This window comes from Oscillospiraceae bacterium, assembly GCA_009780275.1.
Lineage (GTDB): Bacteria > Bacillota > Clostridia > Oscillospirales > UBA929 > WRAI01.
In genome coordinates, this window is sequence record WRAI01000005.1 from 1 (window position 1) to 17195 (window position 17195).

The following is a 17195-nucleotide window of genomic DNA, read 5'->3' on the forward strand; positions in this document are numbered from 1 at the left end:
TCGGTGTAGTTGTTTAATATGCTATCTCCCAATAATGTCCATCTAAATCTCTGAAATAAAAGTGATAACCGTTCCAGTCTTTTGCTTTTTCCGGGACGTGATCAACGCTTCCGCCTAACTCTTGAACTTTCGCATACATTTCATCTACTTCTTCTTTTGAGTCAAGGTTATATGCTAATGTTATGCCGGCAAAGCCATTTACGATTTCAGGCGGACTATACACATTTATATCCTCTGCCAATTTATTAAGATTGCACAGAGAAAGTCTTATCCCCTCAATTTCAAAATCTGCCGTCCAACCGTCTAAATCCACCTTGAAGCCTAAGCCAACGTAAAAATCCCTTGACTTTACAACATCTCTTACACCTAAGGTAATTAACATATCTTTGTTTGTATTTTTCATACGTTCAGCCTCGCAAAATATGCATTTTCTCCCCTACAACACCCCCGCCAACCGCTTTACACCCTTTTCTATCGCCACCTCATCGGGCATAGAGAAATTCAGCCGTATGAAGTTTGACGACACACCCTCGTCGATGGCAAAGGCATTGCCAGGCACGCAGAGCACTTTGTTTGCCTTTGCCGCGGCGCAGATGTCGAGTGCTGCTTTTCCCTCGGGCAGCTTTAACCACAAGAACAGTCCACCGCATGGCTTGACGAACTCTATACCGTCTAAGGCTTGCAGGCCTTTGACTAATGCATCACGCCGTTTGCCGTAAAGCTGGCAACATGCCTTAATATGAGCATTGAAATCGCATTCATCCAAGAACCGGCTGACAACGTGCTGAAAAAATAAGTTTGTATGCACATCGGATACCTGCTTGGCAACGGTCATCTTTGTAATGATGTCATGCCGTGCCACGGCATAACCCACGCGGATACCCGGCGCAATGGTTTTGGAATATGAGCCACAGTATATCACACGACCGCTGTCGTCCATCGACTTCAACGGCGGCACAGGCACACCCTCGTAGCGTAGTTCGCAGTATGGGCTGTCCTCGATAATCGTCGCGCCGTATTGCTCGGCGAGAGACAGCATCTGAGTGCGAGGATCAACCGGCAGCACCGTCCCGCAAGGATTGTGGAACGTCGGAATGGTGTAAATCACCTTAGCTCTAGTTGCTTGCAATTTTGCCGCTAAGTCAATCATATCCATGCCGTTGCCATCCATGGCAACGCCGACCAACTGTAAGTTGTATGAACGAAAGGCATTGAGTGCGCCGACAAAACTACTTTCTTCGCACAGTACGATGTCACCCTCGTTGCACAGCACTTTCGCCGCCAACTCAATGGCTTGCTGTCCACCGCTAGTGATGATAAGTTCATCTTTCGCGTTGCCGATTTTCCATGTGTTTTTCAGGTAGGCTGCTGTCTGCTCGCGCAAGGGTGCAAAGCCCTCGCTGATTCCATATTGCAAGGCCTGCGAGGCTTGCGAGGCATAGATGTCGGCCGAAATACATGCCATGTCTGCAGTGGGGAATGTCTGCGGCGATGGGTTGCCTGCCGCGAAGCTGATGATGTCCGGGCTTTCAGGTGCCTTGAGTATCTCACGAATGATCGATGGTTGCAATGTTGAGATGCGATTGGAAAACTGCATATAGAAATCTCCTTCTATGGAGGCATTATAGCATAATGTGACACATTTTACAACTTCCGTATTTTGCCCACAAATGAGACACGTTTTTGATGCGCCTTACGGGCAATATACCATCAATGCGGCGGGGTTGACCGACATTTCAATGGGGAGAGCGGGACCACGATCGCCATCAAGATCGCAGGATTCGAAGTAGCTTGACTCTTCCACCATCTCGATCTTCATGTGTGCTGTTTGGAAGTATAGGACATTTTTGTCACGCACAATTTCACCGTTGAACGCTTTGACAAGCAGTGCCGGCCTTGCCACAGCCGGCACTGCTTTGACCGCCACGATGTCAAGTACGCCGTCATCAGCCGTTGATTGGCGCGAAATGTTGTGAAACCCGCCGGTGCCGGTGCTGTTAAGTGCCAGTACAAGCTGAAATTTTTCACAGTATTCTTGGCCATTGGCCTCTATGCGCAGCAACGCCGGCTTAAAGTTGATGGAGTCGGCCACGCCTTTGGTGTAATACGCGGCGCGCCCCCACGTCTTTTTCAGGCGCGGGTCATAACTCATATAGCCATGGGAGAACATGCCGACGGCGCAGACATTGATAAAGAACTGCTCGTTGACACAACCCAAGTCGACACGGCGCGTGCTGCCTTGTAAAAAAAGATCGAAGCAGTCGCAGGGGTCGCTTGGCAGCTGCAAATACCGCGCGAAATCATTGACCGTTCCACAGGACACGATGCCGAGCGGCTTGTCCAGCAAACTGTTGGCCGCCATGCCGTTGATAACCTCGTTGAGCGTGCCGTCACCACCCATAACGATAAACGCATCGTAGCTGCTTAAGTCGTTACCGCCGAAAAAAGCGGCGATGTCGCCGCTGTAATTGCTGCGTTTGATATCAAGTACCCAGCCCGCTTTTTGATAGGCCGCCAAGGCGGTGTCCAGCATTTGCGCGGCGCGATTACGACCTGCGTTGGGGTTATAAATGAGTAGTGCCGATGACATAAAAGTCTCCTTGTAATGCAGACACGGGCGATTATTCATCGCCCTTCACAGCATTGTAGCATACTTGTCAGAGAATGGCAAATTGGGTCTGAGAGAATGGGCGCTGCCGGTGAAGTCTATGGGACACAATAACGTGCATCCTCGTGCAATCAGCGTTACCGCAAAAATAGCGCGCCGAATAGACCAGCAATTAGGATGCATAGCGGGGGGGATAACCATTTTTTCCACATTACCCAAAACGACATAGTTATCATCGCCAAAATAAGTGCCGTGTCCAAAATGTCTTGCGAATGACCAAATAAGGCCGTGCGCCCGAAGATCACGACAACCGACGCCAAAATGCCTAGAACGACAACACGCAAACTTGACAACACAGCACGCATGGCCTTGTGCTCAAATGCTTTGGAAAAGAACTTGACGACGAGGGTGACAATGACCAGCGTTGGCAACGAGATGGCGGCTGTCGCAACCATCGCACCGGGCAGGCCATACAGACGCATGCCGACAAAGGTTGCAGCACTTGTGGCCAGCGCGCCCGGCGTCATTTCACTGATGGCGACGATGTTGACGGCTTCGGCGGCTGTCATGAGCCCCGCCGAGACCATTTGCTCTTGAATGACAGCAATGACAGCCAGTCCGCCGCCCGGCAGTGCGCCAATGGGCAACAGGAGTATAAATAGTTCCAACAAACCAGCCATCATGACGGACCACCATCTTTCGGGTCATGTATGGATAATCGGGGACGGCCGCCCCTACGCAACAGCGGCAGTAGTCCGACGATAGCACCACCCAACATGAGCCACATGACGTTGATGCCGGTAAACAGCGCCAAGGCCAGCGTTACGGCAAAGAGCAACCAGTGCCAAGGTGTTTTAACGGCTGTTTTGCGCAAATCGAGCAATGTGTAGAGCAGCAATGCTGTCACCGCCGCGCTGATGCCGCGCATGGCGCCCTGTACCCACGCATAGCCAATGAACCGATCGTAAAGCAAAGCGACGGGAATCAGCACAAAAAAAGGCGGCAGTATAATAGCCAATGCACCCAACCACGCACCCAACCAGCCACACAGTTTATGCCCGACCAAAAAAGCGGCATACACGCCGGGAAGCCCCGGCGGCGCTTGCGCCAAGGCAAACAGGTCTGTCAATTCTTCTTTGGTCATCCATTGATGGCGTTCAACATACTCGGCGTTCATCTGCCCGAGAATGACGAAACCGCCACCAAAGGTAAGCGTACCGATTTTGAGTGTGGAGAGAAAGAAGTTTAGTCTTTTTGCTTCGCATTTTGCCATAATATCTGCCCTTCATACATATTTCATGCACAGCGAGCAATTCATGCCTTATGCTCGGTTGGCGTTGATTAAGCATCCTGCCAGCAATATATGCAGTTCATCGTCGGTCAGGTTGGGCAATGCCAACTTGATGATGCTCTCGTTGCCGCCGGTACAGTTGACTTTGGCTGTGAATTCGCGCTGTCCGGCAAGCAGGCCATCACGTACGCCTTTGATTTCAACCATGTCACCAGCTTGCAATTGTATTTCACCCGATTCCGTGCCCAATTCAGTGCAAATAAAGGGCAGCATACCCCAGTTGATTAAATTGCTGCGGTAGCGTTTGGTGGCGTATTCGCGGGCGATGTTTGCCATGCCGCCGAGAACGCGCTGGCAGCTGGCAGCCTGCTCACGTGCACTGCCGTCGCCGGGACGCAACGCGACAACGACGCTGCCGATACTACACTCTTGTGCCGCTTTGGCGCGCTTAACATATTCAGGGTCACGGCGCGACAGTGTGAATTCGGCCAGGCGTAAGGGGGTGGAACGGTAGGATGACGTTTCCCCGCTGGGGATAAGTTCATCGGTCGTTGTTACATCGTCGTAGAGGGCTGAGGCGACGGCCACAACAATGTCGTTGGGCAAAGCGGGCATTTCGGGCCAGTCGGCGATGTTCGGGCCAAAACGCAAAGTCTCGTCGGCATTAGGCTTATTTACGCCGCGGTAAACGCGGGCACGATAGCTGCTGTCATCGAAACGATAGCTTTCGCCGGTGTCCTCCACAGGCGGGTTTGGCAAAGTATCGGCCGCCGTCAACACACCGCCGTTGAGAGCTGTTGCGGCGATCGAGCGGGCGTCCATAAGCGCAACGTAGGCGCTCTGCTTTTCAGAAGATTTACTGCCTTCGCGGTTAGGGAAGTTGCGCGTGGCGTGGCGAATGGAAAAACCGCCGTTGCGCGGCACGTCACCGGCGCCAAAGCAGGGCCCGCAGAAAGCTGAGCGAATCATGGCGCCTGCGGCAGTGAGTGCGCTGAGTTCTTGAGTCAGTGCCACGCCCATCGGCACACTGGCAGGGTAGACACTTAGGGCAAAGTCACCGTTGCCGGTGTTTCCGCCGTTGAGGATTTTTGCGGCGGCGATGATATTGTTGGGCAGACCGCCACTGCATCCACCGATGTAGGCTTGATCGACTGTGAACTTTCCATCGATGAGCTTATCAGTCAAATCGGGCGGGCTGTCGAGCTGCCATAACTCTTGGGCGCGTAGGCCAATGCCGCGCAAGTGTTCTTGCGGCGATTGGATAAATTCGTGTATGGGCAACGCCAACGATGGGTGGAATGGCAACGCCAGCATGGGCCGGATTTTCGATAACTCTATGTCAATAAAGTCGTCGTAATAACATGGTGTATTTGGGGTTAGCTGCTTGTAGTCATTTTCGCGGCCGTGGACAGCCAGCCAATGGCGTGTTTTTTCGTCTGTCTGCCAGATGGAAGAGAGACAAGTTGTCTCGGTCGTCATGACATCAATGCCATTGCGCATGTCAATACTCATCTTGCTAATGCCATCACCAATGAATTCCAACACGGCGTTTTTAACGATGCCTTTTGCGAACACCGCGCCGATGAGCGACAACGCTATGTCTTGCGGACCGACGCCGGGATTGATTTCGCCTTGAAAATTGACGGCTACGACGCGGGGTGGAGCGATATCATAGGTTTTGCCCAACAGTTGCTTCGCCAGTTCGCCGCCGCCTTCGCCGATGCCCAGCGTTCCGAGCGGGCCGTAACGCGTGTGACTGTCGGAGCCCAGAATCATTTTGCCGCCGCCGGCGTAAACTTCACGCGTATATTGGTGAATGACGGCCATATGTGCAGGTACGTACTCGCCGCCGAATTTCTTGGCGGCAGACAACCCGAAAGCGTGGTCGTCTTCGTTGATCGTGCCGCCGACAGCACAAAGGCTGTTGTGACAGTTTGTCAAGACATATGGCAAGGGGAATTCTTTCAGCCCTGATGCCCGTGCCGTTTGGATGATGCCGACATAAGTGATGTCATGGGATGCCATGGCGTCTACTTTAAGTTTGAAAAGGTTGGGGTCAGTTGATGTGTTATGGGCGTTTAAGATATCGTATGCCATCGTGTTGGCACGGAGAGCTTTTTGTTGGTCATTGGCTGTGGACACTGTCTGCCCGTCGTAAATGACGGGGTTTCCCGTAATTTTAATCATGTCTTTTCTCCTTTGCGTGTTCACTTTCTGTATGTAGTATACCACAAAGGCGTTTGTTTGTCGAGTAGAAGGCGTGCAAAGACACACATTATGCCGACACGAAAGCAGACGACCGATGGTCGCCCCTACACTGCATTTTAGTACATTTTCTATTGTGATATGGCGCGGGCGCTTGATATTTATCGGACGATATAGTAATATGTCAGTGTTACGTATGATTTAACTGCATATTTTGGAGGAAGTGTGTATGCACGCTCACAGTCTACAAGTCGGAGAAACAGTCTTTGCGCTTTGGGCGCCGGACGGATTCTATTATCCCAGCATTATTCAACAGGCGCTTGACAACGATGAGTATAAAATCTCATTCTTGGACGGCCATACAGGCCAAATGTCAAGCACACATATTGTAAAACTGCAAGAAGCCCTCAGTAGCATGAAAATTCAGAGCAACTGGGGCAATTTCGGCACTTTTTACCCGGGAACACTTTCGGGTACGCAAGAACCCTTTACAATACACTATGATGACGGCGATATTTCGCGCCGCACAAAATTGAGGCAACTGCGCGGGATAAGAGCTGTGGCGCCTGCTGCATCTGACCATGCTGCGCAGGCACAACCTCCGTCGCAAGTGGTAAGTTTTCGCTGTGACGCCTGTACTGCACCACTGGATATAGGTACAGCGGTGCGCGGCCAACCGGTCGTGTGTAAATATTGCGGAACGCAGAACATGGTGCTATAAAACAAAGCGGACGATGGCTGTTGTTCGCTTTTATTTTCATCCAACGTTAACACGGTTATAAACGTCTCTTTCCACTAAACACTTAAGTGCCGCAAAAGGTTTGATATCTGCAGGAGGTTGGCTCTGGCCGCCGGGAGTACTCTTTTGATTCCTCATAGGGGTTTCGCAAAGCTTCAAGCAAGCTTTCCATCACTGAAAAATTTCCCTGTTCTGCAGCGGACAGAGCTTCTTCTACATGATGATTTCTTGGGATAACAGCGGGATTGTGCTTTTTCACCCTATCTATCGCCTCTTTTAGGCTTTGCGGCTGCCGACTTAGCTTGGCTTGCCATTTTTCATGCCAGAGGGCAAGCTCGGGCATTTCAGTTAATGGCGATATTTCTTGGTCGGCGGAAGACAGAGCTCGAAAGGTGCTTGTATAATCTAAAGCATGTGTTTGCATTAATCTCAACAACTCTTCAGCAAGAGCAACATCTTGCGGCTCGTCAGAAACGATCCCCAGCTTGGCCCGCATGCCAGCTAGCCAGTTTTCATGATAGCACGCCCAATACTTGTCTATCTCTCGTTGCGCCAATTTCACAGCTTCGTTTTGATCATCGTCAATTAAGGGCAACAAATCCTCTGCAAATCTTGATAGATTCCAGGCTCCCATCGCGGGCTGATTGTTATACGCATAGCGACCCGCTATATCGATGGAGCTGAAAGTACTATTCGGATCATACGTATCCATAAAAGCACAGGGGCCATAGTCTATTGTTTCGCCTGAGATGGTCATATTGTCTGTGTTCATCACACCATGGATAAATCCAACCAACTGCCATTTTGCGATTAGGGATGCTTGGTTCCGAGCCACTTCCCGTAAGAGCAAAAGATACTTGTTTGGAGCGTTTTCAAACCAAGGGAAATGACGTTGGATACAGTAGTCTGCGAGCCTCTGCAGATCTTTCTCTGTGCCATAAACAGCTGCATAGTCAAATGTGCCCACCCTAACATGACTTGATGCTACCCGTGTTAAAACAGCACCTTGTAAAACCTTTTCTCTGACAACGTCTTTTCCGGTAAGAGCAACGGCCAAAGCGCGCGTTGTGGGAATACCTAAAAAGAACATGGCCTGACTGATAATATACTCTCTCAGCATGGGCAAGAGGGCGGCTTGCCCGTCGCCGCGCCGGGAATACGGCGTCTTTCCTGACCCTTTCAGCTGGATATCAAATCTTTGGCCGTCCGGCGCAATATGTTCCCCAAGCAAAACTGCACGACCATCTCCCAACATGGTAAAATGACCGAATTGATGGCCGGCATACGCTTGAGATATAGGGTCGGCTCCATCGGGCAACACTGTGCCGGTAAATATTCCGGGCTTGCTTTTTAGTGCATCTGCATTTAGTCCCATGTTTCTAGCAAGCTCTTGATTAAACATAACCAGTTTTGACTTAGAAGCCGCCGCCGGCGTTTGGTTGTGATAAAATGTTTTGGGAAGCTTTATATAGGTGTTTTCAAAATTCCAGCCTTCAGTTGACATATTGTAGTATCCTCTCGAAAAGATTCTGTCTGTTCAGCAATTATTATTCACGTCATCACCGTGTCTTAGTCATTTACATGAAAGCCGGCAGCCGCCTGTTGCCACTGTCGATTGACAAATGGTTTTTCAGATATTATAATAGATTGGTTCAAAGTGAGCATGTTATCTGACAAGCGACGACTTGAATTTGACGTTATTGATATGCCGCGCCGGAAAGCATTTCGCTTCGCTTGGGTAAATGGTTGCGCGGCCGTGTTTTGGAGGCTTTTACCATGTTGGATATTTTACGTCTATTAGAACAAGATTGCACGCTGACGCCTGTGCAAATTTCCGCCATGACGGGGCATGATATATCAGAGGTGGAGCGTGTCATTACCGACTGTCAAGAGAAAGGCATTATCTTGGGCTATAAAGCTAAAATCGATTGGGATAAGACCCGGCAGGAAACAGTGACGGCCATTATTGATGTGTCAGTGACGCCACAGCGCGGCAGCGGGTTTGACCGCGTTGCCGAACGCATTTACCAGTACGACGAAGTCGAGAGCTTGTACCTCGTATCGGGCGGGCACGATTTTTCTATTGTTATCAACGGGCGTACGATTAAGGAAGTGGCGCTCTTCGTTGCCGAAAAGCTGTCGCAGCTCGAAAATGTTACCAGCACGGCGACACACTTTATGTTGCGGCGCTATAAGGAAAACGGTGTAATTTTTGCCCATCCAACGGATGAACAGGAAAGGATGAGCCTGCTGTGAGTTTCTCTTTTGCCCTTGGAAGACAGGCACAGGCGCTTCCACCATCTCCCATTCGCCGCTTTTTTGATTTGGTTGAGCAGAACAAAGACGCCATCAGCCTCGGCATTGGTGAACCTGACTTTGTTACGCCCTACCCTATCCGTGATGAAGGCATTTTTACGCTGGAAAAAGGGTATACAAAATACACGCCCAACGCAGGGCTGACGCTGCTGCGCCAAGAGGTTTCGGCATATATGGCGCGGCATTTTGGACTTACTTATGATTATGCCAATGAGATTTTAATCACAGTCGGCGGCAGTGAGGCCATTGACTTGGGCTTGCGAGCTTTGCTCAACACGGGCGATGAGGTGCTGATTCCCGAACCTTCTTTTGTTTGTTATGCGCCGTTGACACAGTTGGCGGGCGGCGTGCCTGTCGGCATTGAAACAATTGCGGCAGAAAATTTTCGACTGACTGCCGACCGTCTGAAAGCCGCCATCACGCCCAGAACTAAAGTGTTGGTTTTGCCGTTTCCCTGCAATCCCACAGGCGCCATTATGGAACACGCCGATTTAGAGGCTATTGCCCAAGTGCTGTGCGGCACGGATATTGTCGTGCTGTCCGATGAGCTTTACGCCGGCTTGACGTATGGCGTATCACATATTTCGATTGCCACCGTTGATAACATGCGTGAGCGAACGCTAGTTGTCAACGGACTGTCTAAATCTCACGCTATGACGGGCTGGCGTATGGGGTTTGCGTGCGCACCGCCGCCACTGATTGCACAGATGACGCGCATCCACCAATACGCCATTATGAGCGCGCCGACGATGAGCCAGTATGCCGCGATTATTGCGTTGCGCGACAGTGACGACAGCGTGGAACAAATGCGACAGGCTTATGACCAGCGCCGCCGCTTGGTGTTGAATGCATTTGAAACAATGAACCTGCCCTGTTTTGAGCCACAGGGCGCATTTTATGCTTTCCCCGATATTCGCGGCACGGGGCTGTCAAGTTTTGCGTTTTGCGAGCGCTTGTTGACCAAATATAAGGTTGCCGTCATCCCCGGCGACGGATTTGGAGGTTGCGGCGAGGGCTTTGTGCGAATTTGCTACGCGGTTGATGTCGGACTATTGACAGAGGCATTGCGGCGGATTGAAGCATTTATTAAGGGGTTGTAAGGGCGAACAGCGTGCAGGCAAACCCCGTCCGTTGGTGATGGAAAGGATTATTGCCATGATTCACTTGCGAGAAATTGACGAAAGCAACTGGCTTGATTGCATTGATTTGAAACACGAAGACGAGCGATTTGTCGGTAGTCCGGCGTTTATATTGGCCGATGCGTATGTGTCAAGGCATTACATGACGGCATATGCCTTTTATATGGGCGAAACCATCGTCGGTATGACGCTTTTGCAGAACGAGCCAACAAACCATGAAAAAGGCTACGCCTTCACCGAATTTTTTATCGACGACCGCCACTTACGCAAGGGCTACGGCCGCCAAGCAGTTGGATTTTGCTTAGAGAAATTGAGAGAAAACGGCTTTGCTGTTGCCAAAGTGTGCGTTGAAGAAAAAAACGATATTTGCTTGGCCTTTTGCAGAAGCTGTGGTTTCACTGAGAGCAGACGCACAGATTGGGATAGCCGCTATATTGATTTTTCGATGATTTTATAGGGGCGATATTTCATCGCCCAGAATTAATTCAATACTTTCGGGCGGCGGGATGCTGCCCCTATACGAGGATTATCATGATTCAAAAAATTGCCGCCATCCCTTGTCATACATACGCCCAAGCAGAAGTTGACACCGCTGTTACACGGATATTCAAAGCGTTCGGCGGGGCGGCAGCGATTGCCAAGACGGGGCATCGTGTCTGCATTAAGCCCAATTTGCTTATGCCGCGCAAGCCTGAAGATGCTACGACAACACATCCGGCTGTTGTTTCTGCGGTGACTCGGCAGTTTACGGCGCTGGGCTGTACGGTGGAGATTGCCGACTCTTGCGGCGGGCCTTATAATGCCGCTATGTCCAAGCTGCTTTACCGCAAAACCGGCATGGCGCAAGTTGCCGAAGACACCGGCGCGATCATCCGCTACGACGGCGAAACAACAGCGTCTGAAGTGCCGCTGGCCGCGGGTGCGGCGCGTAAGTTCCATATCATTCAGCCGATTGTTGACGCCGATGTGATTATTAACATTGCCAAACTCAAAACCCACGGACTGGGGCATTATACCGGCGCGGTCAAAAATATGTATGGCGTGGTGGCGGGCCTGCAAAAAGCCAAGGGGCATGCGGCGTTTAAGTCTCGGCAAGAGTTTTTCGCTTGCCTGCTCGACTTGTATCAACATATCACGCCACAATTTAACATCATCGACGGCATTGTTGGCATGGAGGGTGACGGTCCGAGTGGCGGCACGCCCAGGTCAGCCAATGTGCTGCTAGGCGGTATTGACGGTCACGTGCTGGATCAATTCGCCGTTTGGCTGACGCATTTGGATGAAAGTAAAGTTTTTACGCTGGTTGACGCACAAAAACGTGGAATTTTAGAGGACACGCCCCCGCGTGCCCCGCACGACGTAGAGCGCGTGCGCTTCCGTCAACCATCAACCGATAAAAACAGCACCATTATTTTGCGCACACTATTGCCACGCCGACTGCGCAACTATTTGCGCGACCGGCGTATGCCCTATCCGCATGTCATTGGGGCAAAATGCACAGGCTGTGCCGATTGCCGGCGCATTTGCCCCGAAGAGGCGATTGAAGTGGCGGGTAAAAAGGCGCATATTCTACGCGAAAAGTGCATTCGCTGTCTGTGCTGCCATGAGGTTTGCCCACCTAAGGCGATGGAGTTAAAGCGATGATTGTTGAGAAAGCCTACGCCAAAATTAATTTAACGCTTGACGTCCTCGGCAAGCGCGCTGACGGCTATCATGAACTGCGCTCTGTGATGCAGACGATTTCGCTGCATGACGAGTTGACACTTACGCCCAACGACAGCGAGTCATTGACGGTTGGCAGCAACTGCCCCGGCTTGCCGGCCGACGAAGGCAATTTAGCCATTAAGGCAGCTAACGTATTTTATGCTGCGACAGGCATTGCGCGGCAAGGGCTGCATATTCATATTGACAAACGCATTCCCGTTTGCGCCGGTTTGGGTGGCGGCAGTGCCGACGCCGCGGCGGTGTTGCGCGGACTCAATGTGATTCACGGTGACTTTTTGTCTATGGACGACTTAATTGAACTTGCGGCGCAGGTCGGGTCTGACGTGCCGTTTTGCATCCGTGGCGGCACACAGCTGGCTTGCGGTCGCGGAGAGATTTTAACACAGTTGCCGCCGTTGCCCGAGTGCTGCTTTATTCTCTGCCAAATTGGGCATAAGACATCAACAGCTGACGTGTTTGCGCAATTTTCTGGCTTGGCGGGAACGAACACAATTCGTTCCTATACAGACGAGATGATTGTAGCTTTGCGGGCACAAGACTTGCCCAAAATCGGCGAATGTTTGGGCAACGCACTGGCAGGCGATGTATCTTTTTCGGCAACGCGTGAGACATTAGAGTTATTAAAACAATCGGGCGCGTTAGGCGTATCCGTCAGCGGCGCGGGGCCGACAGCGTTTGGACTATTTAGCGGCAATTCGCCGCCGACATTGGCGCTTGCGAGCGCAGGACGGGAGTTAAAGGATAAATGCGACCAAAACGAAAACTTATTCTCTCCGCCGTATTGGCCGTGGCAACCATTGTGCCGTGGCTGATTGCCGGGCGTTGGAACGGCACGGTTACAGCTTTTTTTCGCCCTATTTCGCGCGTGTTGTCACGTATACTGGGCTATATCTTCTCGCCGTTTCCGTTTGCCGTCTTTGAATGGCTGATTGTGCTTGCCGTTATCGGCTTGATTGCCTTATTGGTGCGACTGATCGTGCAACTTGTCAAAACTCGCGGCAAACGCAAGCAGTGTTTGGGCAAAGCAGCTGCGTCACTGTTGGTCGGTGTTTTGTCCGTCGCTTTTTCGTTTACGTGGTTGTGGGGCTTAAACTATGTCGCACCGCCGCTGCACGAGGTGATGGACTTACCTATGCGTGCACATGAGGAAGCGTTTCTCATCCAAGTCACTGTCCATCTCGCCGAACGCGCCAACGAAATCGCACCGCTCGTGCCACGACATGAAAACAATCGCACCATCTATCGCAGCGTACGAGCCAGCAATGCCTCAGCGTTGCAAGGCTTTGCTGCTTTGGCGGAAGATAATAGGCTCTTTCACGCCGCTTCGCCTGGCACCAAGCGGCTGACATTTCACGGATTCTACTCAGCGTTTGGTGTAGCCGGCATGTATTTTCCCTTCACCGGCGAAGGCGGCGTTAACCCTGATACGCCTGCCGCAGTGCTACCTTTTATCGTGACACATGAGATTGCACACAGGCTAGGTCTGGCGCGCGAAGATGAGGCAAACTTTGTCGCTTTTCTTGCCGCTCGCGCGTCTGATGACCCGATGACACGCTACTCGGGCTACTTGAATGCCTTGATCTACTGTTGGAACGCCCTGTCGACAGGCGGACAGCGTGAAGTCGCACCGCTATTGGGTGAATATATTTTAGCGGATTGGCGCGAGATTGGTGAACATTTTGAGCGTCATGCCGGCCCGGCGAGGGACTTCGGTGAACGCGTCAATCATGGCTATTTACAGGCCATGGGACAGCCTGAGGGCGTGGACAGCTATGGCATGGTGGTCGATTTGATTTTGGCATATTTCTACAAGCATGGAACGTAACACCTATTTATACTGCCCGGCGCGCCGAAGACGCCGCGCCTTACATATTTGGAGGATATTTTATGAGAAAAACATTTAACCGATTCTGTTATAAATATGAGAAGTTCGGCATTAGCAATTTGATGTATTATATTGCCGGCGGGTATATCATTACATTTATCGCTGAAATCGCCGCTCGCGCGAACGGAAACAGCATTATACCTATGCTGACCTTTAATCTAAATGCCATTTTGCAAGGTCAAATTTGGCGTTTGTTGACATTCTTGCTTATCCCGCCTACGATGGATGTACTTTTCGTCGTCTTTGCTATTTTGTTTGCTGTCTTCGCGGGACGCTCGCTCGAAGCAGCGTGGGGCAAGATGCGCTTGACTATCTATTACTTTTCCGGCGCGCTGTTATCGATACTTGTAGCGACGGGATTTACGCTGTTGACCGGTTTTTCCCTGCCCATCGACAATACATTTTTGAATCTATCACTCATCATGGCGTTCGGCACAGTATTTCCCGACCAAGAAGTGCGTTTAATGCTCATTCTGCCTGTTCCGGCAAAAGTTTTTGCTCTTATCGGTGGTGCTTCCATCTTAATTATGGCGTTTCGAGTAGGCTGGCCGCTAATGTTGATACCTTTGGTGGCTATTGGTAACTACTTACTCTTCTTTGCCCCCGATGCTTGGGCAATGCTGCACAAGCAACCCGCACGGCAGCGACAGCGTAGCGCACAATTTCGTCAGCAAGTCAGGCCAAAATCGAACAAGCAGGCTCGCCACACTTGCGCTGTTTGCGGCATCACAGATATTGATGATCCGGGCATGGAATTCCGTTATTGCTCGCTGTGCAAGGATTATTTGTGCTATTGCTCGAAGCATTTATTTGGACACGAGCATAAGTAGGCTCTGCCAAACAACCATGCACATCCCGCTCACTCTATCCCAGCAACAACACTAACATAATCAACAGTTCCATGTTTTCCCCGAGAGCAGCCGTTGCCCCGCTGCTGTCTTGCAGCATGAGCAGCAACAGTATGAGCAACAACATATCGTTGTTGCCCGAGCGTTTGACGGGCGTCGCCTCAGGCGACTTGAGTTCAAGAGTCGGCGTTTTGTTTTTTTGTGATTCAACAGGCGGCGTGTCGAGGTCGCCGCGTCCCACACTGTTTTCCGCATTTTCCGACTTCATATAACGGCTGTACATGACAATCAACCTCCGTTATTCCGATTATTCCAACAATTTTCCCAACAAACCGCCGCTACCGAATGTTTCCATGGCAATCTTAGCCGTTGCCGCCAGCTTAATCATGCGAACAGCTCGATCCATCTGCCCATGACGACTCTCATGCATATACGGCTTTAAGGCATGAATCAACCGCGTGCGATGGTCTTCCGGTTTACTATATTCGCTCAGAATGCGCGACATGCCATTGAGTATCCCGGGGTCCATGTTGGCGACCATGCGCATTAAATTGCCCGCATCGCCCATCGGCGTAAGACTGTTGACGATGGCCGGCATGGCATTTTCAATGACATTTTCCTCTTTTTTTGGCTCGTCTTTATTGCCGCCCAGCCCAAGCGATTGTGCCATGGCCATAATCTTCTCCATGCCGGCCGGGTCGTTGAGCATGGCCGATATTTTACTTTCTATGTCCATAGCCTTCCCCCGCGAAACCGGTTTCACGGGAACCCCCTTTCGATTTTATCAGCAGCGCCACAAATGTTATTCCGTTGCTTTCTTAACCTGCGCAATCAAATCCTGCCCTTCTTTGCTTGTCACCAGGTCTTTGAGCAGAGCTGACATGGCAGTCGCGTCACCAGCTTTGGCTTTTTCGGCGTTAAGATTGTTTTTGATTTTGTTGATGCTGTCTTTGTTCTCGACGATATTGACTTTGCGCATAATATCGTCCAAGTTGGCCGCCGCTTTAGCACCATTAGGATTACTTTGCAACATTTGCTGTAACAGTTCCGAATTCATAAATTTGCCTCCTGCTGTCTTATCAATATGCTCCCATTCTATGCGGCAAAACAGGCGGACTTTACAGATGGGCTTAAATTGAGTATAATGTGTAAGGCGCGATGTCCTCATCGCGTTGAGACAACAAATAGTCATTTTATCACACGGCGTGATGAGGACGTCACGCCCTACACAGGAGGAACAATGCAAAAACGCGATTATTATGACGTGCTTGGCGTCGGCAAAAGTGCCGGCGACGACGAAATAAAAAAAGCCTATCGAAAGTTGGCAAAACAATACCATCCCGACCTCAATCAAGGTGACGATGAGGCCGAAGTGAAGTTCAAGGAAGTCAACGAAGCCTACAATGTGCTAAGTGACGGCGATTTGCGGGCGCGGTATGACCAGATGGGTCACGCCGGCGTTGATCCCAACGGCGCAGGCGGCGGACAGTACAGCGGCGGCTTTGGTGGTGGTGGCGGCTTTGGGTTTGACGGCTTTGATTTGGGTAGCATTTTTGACTCTTTCTTCGGCGGATTCGGGGGCAATCAGCGCGCCAATGCGGCGACACGGGGTGAGAATATTCGCACGGCCGTGACGCTTGACTTTGAAGAAGCGGCATTTGGCTGCGAAAAGAAAATCGCCGTCAACCGCATCGAAGAGTGTCATACCTGCCACGGCAACGGCACAAAGGACGGTAAGCCGGCACCCGTTTGCACGCAGTGCGGCGGCAGCGGCACGGTGCGCGTACAACAACGCACGCCGTTGGGCATGATGGCAACCACCGGTGTCTGCCCGACCTGCCACGGCAAGGGGCGCGTCATCAAGGAACCGTGTGAATCTTGCCGTGGAAGCGGATTGGAGAAAAATCGCGTGGAACTGACGGTCAAGTTCCCCGCCGGTATTGATAACGGGCAAACACTTAATCAACGCCGTCAGGGTCATGCCGGGCAAAACGGCGGTCCGCACGGCGACTTGCTCATCAGCGTCAACGTGCGACCGCATAAACTGTTTGAGCGCGACGGCAACGATGTGCATATGACACAGGACATCAGCTTTGTACAAGCGGCTTTGGGTTCAGCGTTAGAAATTCCCACATTAGAAGGCAAGGTTAAGCACACCATCGCGGCGGGTACGCAGAACGGGAAAGTGGTGATTCTTAAAAACAAGGGCATTGTTGATGTGCACAATAAAGGAAAAGGCAGCCAATATGTGCATATCAATGTCGTTGTACCCACTGACTTGACCGAGGCGCAAAAAGAGTTGTTGCGTGAGTTTGAAGGCTTGCCGCCGAAGAAAAAGAAGAAGAAATAGGTTTTTGTAGGGCGCGGTGAGGGCACTGCGCCGCTTAATTGGTACAACCACTATACTGCGGACGTGATGAAGGCATCGCGAACGCTTGA

General features: G+C 51.1%; 19 protein-coding genes. 9 read left to right on the plus strand and 10 right to left on the minus strand.

Annotated elements, in window-relative coordinates; translation table 11 throughout:
• Positions 1–13: 13 nt before the first annotated feature.
• The 6 genes from FWE06_02465 to FWE06_02490 form a co-directional block, all read right to left on the minus strand.
• A complete protein-coding gene (locus FWE06_02465) occupies positions 14–403 on the minus strand; it encodes a VOC family protein (GenBank protein MCL2546045.1) in 390 nt (129 codons plus the stop codon).
• 33 nt (positions 404–436) lie between these two features.
• Entirely contained in the window at positions 437–1597 is a 1161-nt protein-coding gene (locus FWE06_02470; protein MCL2546046.1) for a PLP-dependent aminotransferase family protein, read from the minus strand.
• A gap of 96 nt (positions 1598–1693) precedes the next feature.
• Positions 1694–2590, minus strand: a complete 897-nt coding sequence (locus FWE06_02475; GenBank protein MCL2546047.1) for a YegS/Rv2252/BmrU family lipid kinase — start codon at positions 2588–2590, stop codon at positions 1694–1696.
• Between the two features lie 155 nt (positions 2591–2745).
• Positions 2746–3291 (minus strand): chromate transporter, encoded by a 546-nt coding sequence (locus FWE06_02480; GenBank protein ID MCL2546048.1) that lies wholly within the window; start codon positions 3289–3291, stop codon positions 2746–2748.
• Positions 3288–3881, minus strand: a complete 594-nt coding sequence (locus tag FWE06_02485; protein MCL2546049.1) for a chromate transporter — start codon at positions 3879–3881, stop codon at positions 3288–3290. Before FWE06_02485 ends, FWE06_02480 begins: the two co-directional genes overlap by 4 nt.
• Positions 3882–3929: 48 nt before the next feature.
• On the minus strand, positions 3930–6086 hold the full coding sequence (locus FWE06_02490) for a hydratase (protein MCL2546050.1): 2157 nt from the start codon (positions 6084–6086) through the stop codon (positions 3930–3932).
• 247 nt (positions 6087–6333) lie between these two features.
• On the opposite strand from FWE06_02490, the gene FWE06_02495 reads away from it, so the two are divergent.
• Positions 6334–6825 (plus strand): DUF4537 domain-containing protein, encoded by a 492-nt coding sequence (locus tag FWE06_02495; protein ID MCL2546051.1) that lies wholly within the window; start codon positions 6334–6336, stop codon positions 6823–6825.
• A gap of 82 nt (positions 6826–6907) precedes the next feature.
• On the opposite strand, the gene FWE06_02500 is transcribed toward FWE06_02495, so the two are convergent.
• The gene (locus FWE06_02500) at positions 6908–8347 is read right to left on the minus strand and encodes a YdiU family protein (GenBank protein MCL2546052.1); all 1440 of its coding nucleotides are present in this window, start codon (positions 8345–8347) and stop codon (positions 6908–6910) included.
• 272 nt (positions 8348–8619) lie between these two features.
• On the opposite strand from FWE06_02500, the gene FWE06_02505 reads away from it, so the two are divergent.
• The 7 genes from FWE06_02505 (at position 8620) to FWE06_02535 (ending at position 14738) form a co-directional block, all read left to right on the plus strand.
• Complete coding sequence (locus tag FWE06_02505) at positions 8620–9099, plus strand: Lrp/AsnC family transcriptional regulator (protein ID MCL2546053.1); 480 nt, start codon at positions 8620–8622, stop codon at positions 9097–9099.
• The gene (locus tag FWE06_02510) at positions 9096–10259 is read left to right on the plus strand and encodes an aminotransferase class I/II-fold pyridoxal phosphate-dependent enzyme (GenBank protein ID MCL2546054.1); all 1164 of its coding nucleotides are present in this window, start codon (positions 9096–9098) and stop codon (positions 10257–10259) included. The genes FWE06_02505 and FWE06_02510 overlap by 4 nt, the downstream gene beginning before the upstream one ends.
• On the plus strand, positions 10234–10755 hold the full coding sequence (locus FWE06_02515) for a GNAT family N-acetyltransferase (GenBank protein ID MCL2546055.1): 522 nt from the start codon (positions 10234–10236) through the stop codon (positions 10753–10755). The genes FWE06_02510 and FWE06_02515 overlap by 26 nt, the downstream gene beginning before the upstream one ends.
• 74 nt (positions 10756–10829) lie before the next feature.
• Positions 10830–11942, plus strand: coding sequence for a DUF362 domain-containing protein (locus FWE06_02520; GenBank protein ID MCL2546056.1), 1113 nt, complete (start codon positions 10830–10832; stop codon positions 11940–11942).
• The gene (gene ispE / locus FWE06_02525; protein MCL2546057.1) at positions 11939–12835 is read left to right on the plus strand and encodes a 4-(cytidine 5'-diphospho)-2-C-methyl-D-erythritol kinase; all 897 of its coding nucleotides are present in this window, start codon (positions 11939–11941) and stop codon (positions 12833–12835) included. The genes FWE06_02520 and ispE overlap by 4 nt, the downstream gene beginning before the upstream one ends.
• Positions 12769–13848, plus strand: coding sequence for a DUF3810 domain-containing protein (locus tag FWE06_02530; GenBank protein MCL2546058.1), 1080 nt, complete (start codon positions 12769–12771; stop codon positions 13846–13848). Before ispE ends, FWE06_02530 begins: the two co-directional genes overlap by 67 nt.
• A gap of 62 nt (positions 13849–13910) precedes the next feature.
• The gene (locus tag FWE06_02535; protein ID MCL2546059.1) at positions 13911–14738 is read left to right on the plus strand and encodes a PLATZ transcription factor family protein; all 828 of its coding nucleotides are present in this window, start codon (positions 13911–13913) and stop codon (positions 14736–14738) included.
• A 34-nt stretch (positions 14739–14772) separates the two neighbouring features.
• On the opposite strand, the gene FWE06_02540 is transcribed toward FWE06_02535, so the two are convergent.
• The 3 genes from FWE06_02540 to FWE06_02550 form a co-directional block, all read right to left on the minus strand.
• A complete protein-coding gene (locus FWE06_02540) occupies positions 14773–15039 on the minus strand; it encodes a hypothetical protein (GenBank protein ID MCL2546060.1) in 267 nt (88 codons plus the stop codon).
• Positions 15040–15063: 24 nt separating this feature from the next.
• Complete coding sequence (locus tag FWE06_02545; protein ID MCL2546061.1) at positions 15064–15492, minus strand: hypothetical protein; 429 nt, start codon at positions 15490–15492, stop codon at positions 15064–15066.
• A 66-nt stretch (positions 15493–15558) separates the two neighbouring features.
• Positions 15559–15813 carry a hypothetical protein gene (locus tag FWE06_02550; GenBank protein MCL2546062.1) on the minus strand — a complete coding sequence of 85 codons (255 nt, stop codon included), beginning with the start codon at positions 15811–15813 and terminating at the stop codon, positions 15559–15561.
• A gap of 183 nt (positions 15814–15996) precedes the next feature.
• Between FWE06_02550 and dnaJ the strand changes: the two genes are divergently transcribed.
• Positions 15997–17106, plus strand: a complete 1110-nt coding sequence (gene dnaJ / locus FWE06_02555) for a molecular chaperone DnaJ (GenBank protein MCL2546063.1) — start codon at positions 15997–15999, stop codon at positions 17104–17106.
• Positions 17107–17195: the final 89 nt, after the last annotated feature.

Coding starts and splice junctions, on each gene's coding strand:
- FWE06_02465 (MCL2546045.1), bottom strand. CDS start 403: ATGAAAAATACAAACAAAGATATGTTAATTACCTTAGGTGTAAGAGAT.
- FWE06_02470 (MCL2546046.1), bottom strand. CDS start 1,597: ATGCAGTTTTCCAATCGCATCTCAACATTGCAACCATCGATCATTCGT.
- FWE06_02475 (MCL2546047.1), bottom strand. CDS start 2,590: ATGTCATCGGCACTACTCATTTATAACCCCAACGCAGGTCGTAATCGC.
- FWE06_02480 (MCL2546048.1), bottom strand. CDS start 3,291: ATGATGGCTGGTTTGTTGGAACTATTTATACTCCTGTTGCCCATTGGC.
- FWE06_02485 (MCL2546049.1), bottom strand. CDS start 3,881: ATGGCAAAATGCGAAGCAAAAAGACTAAACTTCTTTCTCTCCACACTC.
- FWE06_02490 (MCL2546050.1), bottom strand. CDS start 6,086: ATGATTAAAATTACGGGAAACCCCGTCATTTACGACGGGCAGACAGTG.
- FWE06_02495 (MCL2546051.1), top strand. CDS start 6,334: ATGCACGCTCACAGTCTACAAGTCGGAGAAACAGTCTTTGCGCTTTGG.
- FWE06_02500 (MCL2546052.1), bottom strand. CDS start 8,347: ATGTCAACTGAAGGCTGGAATTTTGAAAACACCTATATAAAGCTTCCC.
- FWE06_02505 (MCL2546053.1), top strand. CDS start 8,620: ATGTTGGATATTTTACGTCTATTAGAACAAGATTGCACGCTGACGCCT.
- FWE06_02520 (MCL2546056.1), top strand. CDS start 10,830: ATGATTCAAAAAATTGCCGCCATCCCTTGTCATACATACGCCCAAGCA.
- ispE (MCL2546057.1), top strand. CDS start 11,939: ATGATTGTTGAGAAAGCCTACGCCAAAATTAATTTAACGCTTGACGTC.
- FWE06_02530 (MCL2546058.1), top strand. CDS start 12,769: ATGCGACCAAAACGAAAACTTATTCTCTCCGCCGTATTGGCCGTGGCA.
- FWE06_02535 (MCL2546059.1), top strand. CDS start 13,911: ATGAGAAAAACATTTAACCGATTCTGTTATAAATATGAGAAGTTCGGC.
- FWE06_02540 (MCL2546060.1), bottom strand. CDS start 15,039: ATGTACAGCCGTTATATGAAGTCGGAAAATGCGGAAAACAGTGTGGGA.
- FWE06_02545 (MCL2546061.1), bottom strand. CDS start 15,492: ATGGACATAGAAAGTAAAATATCGGCCATGCTCAACGACCCGGCCGGC.
- FWE06_02550 (MCL2546062.1), bottom strand. CDS start 15,813: ATGAATTCGGAACTGTTACAGCAAATGTTGCAAAGTAATCCTAATGGT.
- dnaJ (MCL2546063.1), top strand. CDS start 15,997: ATGCAAAAACGCGATTATTATGACGTGCTTGGCGTCGGCAAAAGTGCC.